The organism is Spirillospora albida (genome assembly GCF_000718255.1).
GTDB classification, from domain to species: Bacteria; Actinomycetota; Actinomycetes; order Streptosporangiales; family Streptosporangiaceae; genus Spirillospora; species Spirillospora albida.
The window spans coordinates 131608-143638 of the sequence record NZ_JOFJ01000016.1; the positions used below are offsets into that span (position 1 = coordinate 131608).

Consider the following 12031-nt stretch of genomic DNA (forward strand, 5'->3'; position numbering starts at 1 on the left):
CCCTTGGCCTTGCGGCCCCGATTTCGTCAGGGATCATATCCGCGCATGGCGTCCGAAATGACCTCATCGGTCGGACGGGGACCGCTCCGCAGGCCGTCCCGGAGACCGGCGCGCAGCCCCCGCCGCAGCGTCGTCCTGTCGCTCGAACGGGCGTAGGTGCGGACCCAGCGGCGCAGCGACGAACCGGTGTACAGGACCCGCTCGGCCGGGCCCAGGCACCGGCTCCGGGTGAACAGCCAGACCTTGTTCCGCACTTCGTAGTAGAAGCGGTCACCGGGGTCCGCGTCGGTGCCGCCGAAGGTCCTGGTCTTGTGGACGACCAGGCTTTCCGGGCAGTAGAGGCCCGTCCGCCCGCGCAGGACGCGGGTCGTGAACTCAAAGTCGTCGTTCCAGAGGAAGTAGTCGGCCATCGGCAATCCGCATTCCCGCACGACGGAGGCGTCGACGAGCACGGAGACGAACGATGCCGAACGCACCGGGATGCAGCCGATCGCCTCCGCCGCCGCCCGCTCCGCGCGGGACGCGCCGGGTTTTGCGCGCGGGGTGTTCATGGGATGGTCGCGGCCGTCGGTCCAGGTCACGCGGCTGGCGACGAGCGCGGGCGGCTCGGACGAGCGTGCACGCGCCCGGAGCAGCGCGGCGAGCGCTCCCGGTTCGGGGACGGTGTCGTCGTCCAGCAGCCAGATCAGCGTCGCGTTCAGGTTGAGGGCGCGGGCGATCCCCGCCGCGAACCCGCCGGCGCCGCCGATGTTGGTGTGCAGGGCGACCAGGTCGGCGTCCGGGAAACGGCCGCGCACGAGGTCGCGGGTTCCGTCGGTCGACGCGTTGTCCACGACGATCGTCATGTCCGGACGCCTTGTCTGGCCCTCCAGCGCGGACAGCGATTCCACCAGCAGGTCGCGGCGGTTGTACGTCACCACGACCGCGGCGACCAGCGGCTCCACGCCGGTGCCCGTCACGCGCGCGGCCGGGACAGGACGGGGCTGAGCTCGTCCTCCTGCTCGACCGGTGGGGGAGGCTCGATGCCCTTGATGCGCTCGACGAGGTGCCAGTAGCCGACGCGCATCTTCCAGACGGCGGGGCTGCGCTCGCTCAGACGGCGGGCCATGAGTTTCGGCAGCGCCGTCCGCTCCTGCTCGGCGCGCGCCCGGCGCAGCGCGCCGAGCTCCTCGCGGAGCGTGGAGACCTCGTCGAGCAGCGCGACGATGGCGTGCGCGGCGGTGTCGATCACCTCGGCGTCGCCCGGCTCGGCGGCGCGGCCCGCGGGTTCGCGCGGCAGCAACTCGTCCAGATCTCCGACCACGTCGTATCCGGACGAGCGGATCGAGTCGATCAACTCGTGGGCCTTCTCGGCCGCCCACGCGCCCCGGTCGGCGGGCAGCGGCACCCGCCCCGGCGTCCCGAGCCCCGGGAGCACCTGCAACGCGAGCACGTCGGTGACGAACCGGTGGTAGAGCCACATCGGCGCCTCGTCCCCGACCGCGCCGTTGACCCTTCGGAGCAGTTCGGTCTCGGTCCAGCTCAGGGAGGCGTTCGCGCGGAGCTCGTCCAGGTCGGCCAGGGCGGGATCGATGCCGATCAGGCCGGCGAAGCGTTCCCAGAGCAGTTCGCGTGGCGCCCCGGGACGCGGGACGGCCAGCACATGGATCCGGTCGGCCGGGACGTGGACGGCCCACCGGCCGAGGACCTGCGGAATGTCGTGCACCCGCCAGAACCAGTCGCCGGCGCCCTCGCCGCCCGGATCGTCGATCACTTCGCGGAGCCACTGGTCGAAGTCGTAGTGGTAGCGGTGCTTGATGTACTCCTGCCATTCAGACGGCAGGAGACTCGGCAGATCCCGCGCCGAATAGACGATGTGCACCTCGCACGGTGCCAGGGACCGGACGGCCCGCTCGGCGCCCGCGGCGTCGACCGCGCAGATCACCTCGTTCGAGATGACGGCGGCGCGGGCGCCGGACGCCTTGACCTCGTCAGCCAGCCGGTCCCAGGCGCCCTCCCAGTTCGCCTGCGGCTGACCGGGTTCGGGCTCCAGTCCCCGGAGGTCGCGCATCGCCTCGACCTGCCCGCCGAAGGAACCGCCCGGCAGGAACACGCCTTCCGCCTCGAGCGCCTGGACGTTCCGCCAGAGCAGGTCCTGGAGGAACGTCGTCCCGCTCTTGGGGGCGCCGATGTGCAGGTAGACGATCGGCGGGGCGTCGGAGGGCACTGCCACCCGGCTCACTCCTGTTCGCTCACGGGGGGACGTCGCTTGTCGGTGGAGATCGGTTGTCACGGAACATCGAGATGCCGCCTGAGCGGCGGATTCCGGCCAACCACGCCGGTTCCGGCCCGGATACCGCGGAGGCGCCGGTATCTTAGCCGCGCAGCATCGCTAATCATCGCAAAGTTCTCAACAATCCCCGGCAGCTCCCCCCGGCGGGGTTGGTTCTGATGATGTGACGGGGGCGTCGCAGAAAGATGACATGTGAACGTTGACCTAGTAGTGGTCGGATCCGGGTTCTTCGGGCTGACCGTGGCGGAGCGCTGCGCTGAAGAACTCGGGCTCCGCGTGCTCGTCCTCGACCGGCGCGACCACATCGGCGGAAACGCCTACAGCGAGGACGACCCCGACACCGGCATAGAGATCCACCGGTACGGGGCGCACCTGTTCCACACCTCGAACGAGCGGGTCTGGGAGTACGTCAACCGGTTCACCCGCTTCACCGGCTACCAGCACCGCGTCTACTCGACGTACAAGAACCGCGTCTACCCGATGCCCATCAACCTCGGCACGATCTGCGAGTACTTCGGCCGGGCGTTCTCCCCCGACGAGGCGAGGGCGCTGGTCGCCGAGCAGGCCGCGGAGATCGCCGGACATGAGCCGCGCAACCTCGAGGAGAAGGCGATCTCGCTCATCGGGCGGCCGCTCTACGAGGCGTTCATCCGGGGCTACACGGCCAAGCAGTGGCAGACCGACCCGCTCGACCTGCCCGCCGAGATCATCACGCGGCTGCCCGTCCGGTACACGTTCGACAACCGGTACTTCAGCGACACCTACGAGGGCCTGCCCGTCGACGGGTACACCGCGTGGCTGGAGCGGATGGCCGACCACCCGAACATCGAGGTGCGTCTCGGCACCGACTACTTCGACGTCCGGGACGACTTCGCCGGGCGGGTCCCGGTCGTCTACACCGGCCCCCTCGACCGCTACTTCGACTTCGGCGAAGGCGAGCTGGGCTGGCGCACCCTGGACTTCGAACTGGAGGTCAAGCCGACCGGCGACTTCCAGGGCTGCCCGGTGATGAACTACGCCGACGAGGACGTCCCGTACACCCGCGTCCACGAGTTCCGGCACTTCCACCCCGAACGCCGGCACTACCCGGACGACCGGACCGTCATCATGCGGGAGTTCTCCCGCTTCGCCGACCGGGGCGACGAGCCGTACTACCCGATCAACACCGCCGACGACCGCGCGCGCCTGCGGCGCTACCGCGAGATGGCACGGCGCGAGGACGGCGTTCTGTTCGGCGGACGCCTCGGCACCTACAAGTACCTGGACATGCACATGGCGATCGCGAGCGCCCTGAGCATGGTCGACAACCGGCTGCGGCCCCACTTCATCGAGGGTGCGCCGCTCATCAGCGGAGGAGTGGACGGATGACCGAGCAGCCCACCGAGACGAAGGCCCCGGCCAAGACCGAGGCGAGGACACCGGCGAAGCCGAAGGCGAAGAGCCCTGCGAAGCCCCCGGCCGTGGACGACGGCCTGCGCGTCCTGCACCGCGTCGTGATGCCCGCGGAGCGAGACCTGGACGTGCTGCGCCTCTACGTGGACGGCAACGCGGTGTTCGGCCGCCGCGCCGCGGACCTCGATAGCGCCGCCGAGCAGGTGCTCGCCGAGCAGGACGGGGACGCGGTGCGAGCGGCGTCGTCGTTCAAGCCGTCGTCCAAGGAGGACAGCGCCGAGATCATCGGTCGGCGCAGCATCGTAGTGCCGTCCGGTGTGCGGGTGTCGTTCTGCACCTACTTCAACGCCTTCCCCGCGGGGTACTGGCGCCGGTGGAGCACGGTCGACGAGGTCCGGCTGCGGCTGCGGGTCCGCGGCGAGGCCACGATCCTCATCTACCGTTCCACCGGCAAGGGGCACCTCGAGCGGATCAAGTCGCTGCACGTCGACTCCGACACGCCGGTGGAGGAGACGGTCGACCTGCCGCTCGCCCCCTTCATCGACGGCGGCTGGTACTGGTTCGACATCATCGCCGACGGCCGTACCGCCGTGCTGGAGAGCGCGGAGTGGTGCGCGGTGACGGAGCGGACGACGCCGGGCACCGCCACGCTCGGCATCACCACGTTCAACCGGCCGAAGTTCTGCGTCGAGCAGCTCACCGCGCTCGCTGCGGCGGGTGACGTCCTCGACGCCGTGGACGAGATCCTGGTCGTCGACCAGGGCACCGACCGGGTCGAGGACCACCCCGACTTCCCTGCGGCCGCGGCCGCGCTCGGCGACCGGCTCCGCATCATCGACCAGGCCAACCTCGGCGGCTCCGGCGGGTTCGCGCGCGTCATGCACGAGACCGTCGAGTCCGGCCGCAGCACCTACGCGCTGCTCCTGGACGACGACGTCATCCTGGAGCCCGAGGGCATCCTGCGTTCGGTGACGTTCGCCGACCTCGCCCGCGGCCCGATGATCGTCGGCGGGCACATGCTCGACCTCTACAACCGGTCGATCCTGCACGTGTTCGGTGAGACCGTGGCCCGCTACCGCTGGTGGATGGTGCCCGCCCCGCACACGCACATGGGCCACGACCTGGCCGCGCATCCGCTCCGCCACACGCCATGGCTGCACCGCCGCGCCGACGTCGAGTACAACGCCTGGTGGATGTGCCTGATCCCGGTCGAGGTCATCAACAAGATCGGCCTGTCACTGCCGTTCTTCATCAAGTGGGACGACATCGAGTACGGGCTGCGGGCCAAGGCGGCGGGCATCCCGACGGTGTCTCTGCCGGGTGCGGCGGTGTGGCACGTCCCTTGGCACTCCAAGGACGTCATGACCGACTGGCAGTCGTACTTCACCGAGCGGAACCGCATCATCACCGCGCTGCTGTACTCCCCGTACGAGCGCGGCGGGAACATGCTCAAGGAGAGCCTGTTCATCACCATCAAGCACGCGCTCGCCATGCAGTACTCCACGGCGGAGCTGATGCTGATGGCGATCGAGGACGCCCTCAAGGGCCCGGACGACCTGCACCCGTCGATCATCACGAAGATGGGCGAGCTGCGGGAACTGCGGTCGCGGTTCGTGGACGCACAGGCAAAGCCCGATCTGGACGAGTTCCCGGCCGTGCGGCGCCGCAAGCCGCCGCGCAAGGGCCGCGACGTCGTCCCGCCGAGGAACCGTCGTGCCATGATCCAGACGGCGCTGCTGGGCGCGGCGCGCCAGGTGAAGCCGGTCGGGTCGTTCCCGAAGACGCATCCGGAGGCGCTCGTCCCGCACGTCGACCAGACGTGGTGGCTGCTGACGAAGTTCAACAGCGCGCTCGTCTCGTCCGCGGACGGCACGAAGGTGGCGTGGTACCAGCGCGACCCGCAGCGGTTCTGGTCGCTGATCCGGCGCGCGTCGGCGCTGCACGCCCGGCTCGGCAAGGACTGGGAGGACCTGAGCCGCCGCTACAAGGCCGCGCTGCCGGTTCTGACCTCGCAGGACGAGTGGCGCGAGACGTTCGACAAGGCGCGGCAGCAGCGATGACCGTGGCCGCTGAGTCGGCGGCGGATCCGGAGCTCGTCGACCCCGGACGGGGCGGCGGGCTGCGCGAGGTCGTCCGCCGCCGCTACCTGTTGCGGCTCATCGTGCGCAGGGAACTGCGCGCCCGCTACCAGGGATCGCTGCTGGGGCTCGGCTGGTCGTACGTGCGGCCGGCCGCGCACTTCGCGGTGTTCTTCTTCGTGGCGGGCATCTTCCTGCGAATGAGCGAGCAGGTCGAGCACTTCCCGATCTTCATGTTCTCGGCGCTGGTGCTGGTCTCGTTCTTCAACGAAACCTTGATCAACACGACGCACTCGGTGGTGGGGAACGCTCCGCTCGTCCGCAAGGTGTACCTGCCGCGCGAGCTGTTCCCGGTGGCGTCGCTGCTGGTGTCATGCGTCCACCTGCTGCCGGGCCTGGCGATCGTGCTGACGGTCGCGCTCGTATGGGGCTGGACGTTCTCGTTCGCGGCGGTCGGCTCGGCGCTGCTCGGGTTCGCGCTGACGGCGACGCTCGGCATCGGCCTCGGCCTGATCTGCGCGGCTCTGCACGTCTTCTACCGCGACACCGAGAAGGTCGTGGACATCACGACGCTGTTCGTCACCTGGTCCGTGCCGATGATCTATCCGTGGACGGTCGTCCGCGACACCGCGCCCGGCTGGGCGCTCGACCTGTACCTGGCCAACCCGCTGGTGGACGCGGTGCTGCTGTTCGAGCGGGCCTTCTGGTGGCCCACGACCAGCGGGTCCGCCGCGTTCCCGCCGAACCTCACCCGCGACGCGCTGATCTCGCTCGCCGGGGCGGTGTGCCTGCTCGTGCTGGGCCAGCTGGTCTTCGCCCGGCTGCAACGACGCTTCGCGGAGGAGCTGTGATGACCGGGACTCCGCCTGCGGTCGTCGTCGACTCCGTGACCAAGCGGTTCACGCTGCGGCACGCCCGCTCGATCAAGGACATGACCGTCCGGGCGCTGCGCCGCGAGACGCTACGCGAGCGGTTCACCGCGCTGGACGAGGTGTCGGTCGGCATCGGTGTCGGGGAGGCCGTCGCGCTCCTCGGCGTGAACGGCTCCGGCAAGAGCACCTTGCTGAAGATCGTGTCGGGGGTGATGCCGCCCGACTCCGGGACGGTTCGCGTCCGCGGCCGCATCGCAGGCCTGATCGAGGTCGGCGCGGGCCTGCATCCCGATCTGAGCGGCCGGGAGAACGTCTTCCTGAACGGCGCGATCCTCGGCATGGACCGCGCCGAGACGCTGCGGAAGTTCGACTCGATCGTGGGGTTCGCGGAGATCGGGCGGTTCCTCGACCAGCCGGTCCGGTTCTACTCGTCCGGCATGTTCATGCGGCTGGCGTTCTCCATCGCAGTCCACACCGACCCCGACGTGTTCCTCATCGACGAGGTCCTCGCCGTCGGCGACCCGCTGTTCCGCCAGAAGTGCATCGAACGGCTCCACGAGTACCGCGCCAGCGGGCGCACGATGGTGATCGTCGCCCACGACGCGAAACTGCTCCGACAGCTATGCACACGCGGCGTCTTCCTGGAGCAGGGACGCGTCCTGTGGGACGGTGACATAGCCACCGCCACCGACCTTCTGGTGCGCAAACGCCAGGAACGCCGCGGAACGCAACCGGCCCACTCCCGCCCCGCCGAAGCCGGCCGCTGACCGTCATATCCGCGTGGCAGCTGGTCAGGTCGGGGTGTGCCATACCCTGGTGCCGCCGGTCTGCTTCGATCATGAAGCTCCCAACGGGTCTGAAAGGTGCGTGATGCTCGGCGCCAGGCTGCGGCGACGGTGGTCGGCCGCTCTTCTCGGCGGCGGGCTCGCGCTCGGCGTCCTGCTCGCCGGCTGCGCCGGAGACTCGGCCCGTGAAAGGGGCGGGGCCGATCGCGGGAAGGTCTCGGCGACTCCCGGGGTCAAGCCCGAGCGGCCGAACATCGTGTACGTGCTGACCGACGACCTCTCGTGGGATCTCGTCGACCACATGCCGAACGTCAAGCGGCTGCGGCAGCGCGGCATGACGTTCTCGAACTACTTCGTCGCGGACACGCTGTGCTGCCCGTCCCGGGCGACGATCCTGACCGGCAAGTACCCGCACAACACGGGCGTGCTCACCAACGACCCGCCGCTGGGCGGGTTCGAGGTGTTCCGCGACAAGGGCAACGAGCAGTCCACCTTCGCGACGGCGCTGCAGGGTGCCGGCTACCGCACCGCGCTGATGGGCAAATACCTCAACGGTTACGAGCCCACGAACGAGCAGGGGGCGTCGCGAACCCATGTGCCTCCCGGGTGGACCGAGTGGCAGGTCACCGGGCTCGGGTACGGGAACTACAACTACAACCTCAACGGCAACGGCGCCCTGACCTATTACGGGCGCGCTCCCCAGGACTACCTGACGAGCGTCATCACGGCGAAGGGCGTCGACTTCATCAACCGCTCGTCCGACGCCGATCAGCCGTTCCTACTGACGATGTCGACGTTCACGCCGCATGCGCCTGCCACGCCGGCACCGCAGGACGCCCGGTCGTTCCCGCATCTCCGGGCGCCCCGCACACCCGGTTTCAACGAGCCCGACATCGGTGACAAGCCCGGCTGGCTGCGTAAGTACCCGCGGCTGAAGCCCCGGCACATCCGCGCCATAGACGCGGCGTTCCGGGAGCGGGTCCGGGCGGTGCAGTCGATCGACCGGATGATCGGTGCCCTGGAGCAGGCGGTGCAGGCGAAAGGGCAGGGCGGCCAGACCTATTTCGTCTTCAACTCCGACAACGGCTACCACCTCGGTCAGCACCGTCTCGTCGAGGGGAAGCTGACCGCCTACGACACCGACGTCCGCGTTCCCCTGATCGTTGCCGGGCCGGGTGTTCGCGCCGGACAGACCGAGACGCGGTTCGCGCAGAACACCGATATCTGTCCGACGTTCCAGGAACTCGCAGGGCTCACTCCGCCGAACGAGGTGGACGGGCGGTCGCTGGCGCCGCTCCTCCTGGGAAAGCGGGTGCCGAACTGGCGTACCACCGCGTACATCGAGCACAAGGGCCCCAACTACGCCAGCGACGACCCCGACCTGCCGCAGAAGCACGGCGGTAATCCGCCCACGTACAAGGCCGTCCGGACGGCGAGCGAGCTGTACGTCGAGTACGAGAACGGAGACCGGGAGTATTACGATCGCGCCCGGGACCCGTGGGAGCTCGGCAACATGTGGAATCAGACCCCGGCGGCACGCAAGGCCGAGCTGCATTCCCTGGTGACGTCCTACAGCACGTGCCGCGGCGCGAACTGCCGCGATCTCTAGCCCTGCGTCCTGTCCGGGGCTGCGGCCAGGGGGAGCGGTGCGGTGGCGATGAACGCCCGGCAGCGTCCGTCCTTGGAGCGCTTGGTGGCGACCTCCAGCAGGCCCGCGCCGCCGCTCAGCGGCAGCAGCGACGAACTGTAGTTGGCGCAGACGACCTCGAAGTGGTCGGGACGCACGGAGAACGCCACCCGCACCGGCGCCGGGTGCTGGAACCAGCGCCCGTGGCCTCCGTCGGTGCTCATGAGGATGGTCTCGCCGCTGGCCGGCCGCGCCAGCTTCCCGCGCGTGTCCCGGAGCAGCCCGCCGACGAGAAGGAGCCTTCCGGCGGGACCGCCGCCGGGAGCCCATACGAGCGTCGGTGCGTGGTGGAGGTAGCCGCCGTCCACGGTTCTGACCGCGGCGCCACGACCGGCTGGGGCGCCCCAGTTCCAGCCGTCGGTGGACCGGCGTAGATGCACTGCGCAGGCAACGCCCTCGATCCGCCCGCAGAGCTCGTACACCATGAGGTACGAACCGTCCGCGAGCCGCCGCACCACTGGCATGCCGGGCCGGTCATGGCGGCCGGGGGCTACGACGACGGTCCGGGAGGTCCAGGTCACGCCGCCGTCCGTGGAGACGGCCGCGGCGATGACCTGATCATGGCCCGGCTCCGTCTCGTCGGCGTAATAGCAGACGAGGCGACCTCGAGCGTCGATGGTGAGCTCGGGTTCCCAAAGCCCCCGGTTCCAGGGGGTTCCGTCGGAGGCGATCGCGCAGCTCGACAGGTAGGCCCATGTCCGGCCGGCGTCGAGGCTGCGCCACACGCGCAGTTCGGCGCGGCGGCCCGGTGCGTGGTTCTTCATCCCCGCCACACCCGCCCACAGCAGCGCACCGGACGGCCCGGGAAGCTCCAGGAGGCTGCCGCAGCAGCCGCCGCGTCCCTCGGACGCCGCCGGGTCGCGGATATCCGCCAGCGGACGGAACGTGCGTCCCTCATCGGCACTCTCGTAGATCCGCGCCATGTCGGTGATGCCCTTACCCGACGACGTGGCGACGCTGAGGAGGATGCGGCCGTCCCGGAGCCGGATCAGCCTGGGATACATCGCCTCCCGTTCGTCCAGGAGACGCTCTGGCGACCCGAGGAACCGAGGTGGTGGAGAAGCGGCGGGGGACGCCGCGACGGTCCGGCCCGTCCAGGGCTTCGCCGGCGGGGTCTCGGCCCGGCCGGCCGTACAGCCGGCGAGCGCGAGGACGACGGCCAGAGCCAGGGCTGCCCCGCGCGACGTCCGCTTTCGCGGTGACATGTGCACTTCGTCAGGCTGTCAGGCTCTGGCTCATCCAGCGCAGGACCTGCGGCAGGACGCGGTTCCAGGTCTGGAAGTTGTGTCCGCCGCTTTCGAGCACGAGCGATGATGCGCGCATCGGGGGCTTGACCAGTGCCAGGAACCGTTCCGTCCCCTCCCGGTTCTGCTCGCCGACCCTGCTCGTGGTCACCAGGACGGAGATGGGAGGCGGCGGCAGATTGCCCAGCCGCCAGAGCAGGTCGTTCTCGTTGCGGACGGCCTGGCTCCCTCCGTAGAGGTCGCCGGTGGTGACGTCCTTGATGGCGCGGTAGTAGCCGGACAGGGACGCGGCGGCGGAGAAGACGCTGGAGTTCCGCATGGCGAGCTTCAGCGAGCAGTAACCGCCTGTTGAGAGGCCGAAGACGCCCCAGCCTCGGCGATCATCCGCCGTCCGGTACGCGGAGCGGACGGCCTCGGGCACGTCCTGCGTGAGGAACGTGGCGGTCTGCGGGCCGCCGGGGATGTCAAGGCACTCGGTGTCGCGACCCCGCACCATGGACGGCCGGAGCAGCACGTAGATCGTGGGCCGGACGCGCCCCGCCTTGATCTCTTCCCGCGCCGTCTGCGGCACCTTGACCTGGGTGATGAGGTTGCGAAGCGCCCCCGGGTAGCCGCTCAAGGCGAGCGCGACCGGAAAGCGGCGCTGTTCGGCGGTCTTCTCGAAGTACTGCGGTGGCAGGTACACGTAGGCGCGTGCGTGCAGTCCGGACCGGACGCCGCGAAGGTCGACCGTGTCGAGCCTGCCTTCGCGTTCCGGGGGGCCGTCCATGGGCATGTCGGGCTCTCGCTTGATCAGTTCGGCGCTGACCCCCGCGCCGCCCTTCCCTTCCCCCGGGACGACATGACCGCCGTCGAGGCCGCTGGCCCCGGCGAGTTCGGTCCAGTTCGCATAGAAGCCGAAGTGCCGATTGACCAGTGCGAACACCGAAAGAGCGAGAAGAACCTGGCATAGCAGGAAGGCGCCGACGCGCAGGCCCGCCCTCCGGAGGCCGGGACGGCCGAGCCAGCGCCAGCCCCGGAAGGTGGCTGTGACCGCGACGAGCACGGCCACGATCAGCAGGCAGATGAGCGGCCACCCGGTCAGCGACACACAGGCTCCTCACCCTCGCTCAAGGTCATCCCGGACATCGGACATTACCGGTCTTGTCCGCCATGTGATGCCGTCCGGAGTTGTCTTCGACAGCCTTGGTGGTGGGTGGTATCGCTTGTGCACTTTGTGCTGGGCCTGCTGAACCTGCTGGGTGGCGCACTCCCTGGAGGGCGTCGACCGTCAACGCGCCGGGCTGGGTGCTCGGCCTGTATCTGGCGAATCTGCTCGTCAGTGCCGTGTCCCTGTTCCAGAAGGCGTTCTGGTTCTCCGGAACTGGCGGGACGTTCGTGCTCCCGCCCGACCTGTAAGCCCCCGCCGTGATCTCCCTGCTCGCCGGCGTTCGCGCGCATGCAGAAACGCTTCGCCCAGGAGCTGTGAGCCTTGGCCCGATCGATCGTCATCGATTCCGTCACCAAGGAGTTCACCCTCCGCCACGCCCGCTCGATCAAGGAGATGAGCGTTCGCGCGCTGCGCCGCCAGAGCCTGTCCGACCGGTTCAGGGCACTGGACGATGAGGGGCCCCGCGCTTTCCGGACAGCTGACTGATGGTGATCTGCGGGCAGATCTACGCTGCTTGCTGCCGGTCCAGGTACTCGGTGTGGACCTCAAGA

General features: G+C 69.5%; 10 protein-coding genes. 6 read left to right on the forward strand and 4 right to left on the reverse strand.

What is annotated here, in order from left to right:
• Positions 1 to 26: 26 nt before the first annotated feature.
• A complete protein-coding gene (locus IE99_RS33200; protein WP_030173625.1) occupies positions 27 to 959 on the reverse strand; it encodes a glycosyltransferase in 933 nt (310 codons plus the stop codon).
• The gene (locus tag IE99_RS33205; RefSeq protein WP_169744463.1) at positions 956 to 2212 is read right to left on the reverse strand and encodes a hypothetical protein; all 1257 of its coding nucleotides are present in this window, start codon (positions 2210 to 2212) and stop codon (positions 956 to 958) included. The genes IE99_RS33200 and IE99_RS33205 overlap by 4 nt, the downstream gene beginning before the upstream one ends.
• 252 nt (positions 2213 to 2464) lie before the next feature.
• Here IE99_RS33205 and glf point away from each other — a divergent pair, with 252 nt between their 5' ends.
• The 5 genes from glf to IE99_RS0121370 all read left to right on the forward strand — a co-directional run bounded on the left by glf (position 2465) and on the right by IE99_RS0121370 (position 9008).
• Positions 2465 to 3640, forward strand: a complete 1176-nt coding sequence (gene glf / locus IE99_RS0121350) for a UDP-galactopyranose mutase (protein WP_030173631.1) — start codon at positions 2465 to 2467, stop codon at positions 3638 to 3640.
• The gene (locus IE99_RS0121355; protein WP_084219748.1) at positions 3637 to 5724 is read left to right on the forward strand and encodes a glycosyltransferase; all 2088 of its coding nucleotides are present in this window, start codon (positions 3637 to 3639) and stop codon (positions 5722 to 5724) included. Before glf ends, IE99_RS0121355 begins: the two co-directional genes overlap by 4 nt.
• The gene (locus IE99_RS0121360) at positions 5721 to 6593 is read left to right on the forward strand and encodes an ABC transporter permease (RefSeq protein WP_030173636.1); all 873 of its coding nucleotides are present in this window, start codon (positions 5721 to 5723) and stop codon (positions 6591 to 6593) included. Before IE99_RS0121355 ends, IE99_RS0121360 begins: the two co-directional genes overlap by 4 nt.
• Entirely contained in the window at positions 6593 to 7381 is a 789-nt protein-coding gene (locus IE99_RS0121365) for an ABC transporter ATP-binding protein (RefSeq protein WP_037559852.1), read from the forward strand. Before IE99_RS0121360 ends, IE99_RS0121365 begins: the two co-directional genes overlap by 1 nt.
• Positions 7382 to 7484: 103 nt before the next feature.
• Positions 7485 to 9008, forward strand: coding sequence for a sulfatase family protein (locus IE99_RS0121370; protein WP_030173642.1), 1524 nt, complete (start codon positions 7485 to 7487; stop codon positions 9006 to 9008).
• Here IE99_RS0121370 and IE99_RS0121375 read toward each other — a convergent pair.
• Positions 9005 to 10291 (reverse strand): sialidase family protein, encoded by a 1287-nt coding sequence (locus IE99_RS0121375; protein ID WP_157610428.1) that lies wholly within the window; start codon positions 10289 to 10291, stop codon positions 9005 to 9007. The two genes, IE99_RS0121370 and IE99_RS0121375, sit on opposite strands and share 4 nt — an antisense overlap.
• A 10-nt stretch (positions 10292 to 10301) precedes the next feature.
• Positions 10302 to 11420, reverse strand: coding sequence for an alpha/beta hydrolase (locus IE99_RS0121380; RefSeq protein WP_030173647.1), 1119 nt, complete (start codon positions 11418 to 11420; stop codon positions 10302 to 10304).
• 381 nt (positions 11421 to 11801) lie between these two features.
• Between IE99_RS0121380 and IE99_RS32055 the strand changes: the two genes are divergently transcribed.
• Entirely contained in the window at positions 11802 to 11966 is a 165-nt protein-coding gene (locus IE99_RS32055; protein WP_157610429.1) for a hypothetical protein, read from the forward strand.
• Positions 11967 to 12031 lie beyond the last annotated feature (65 nt).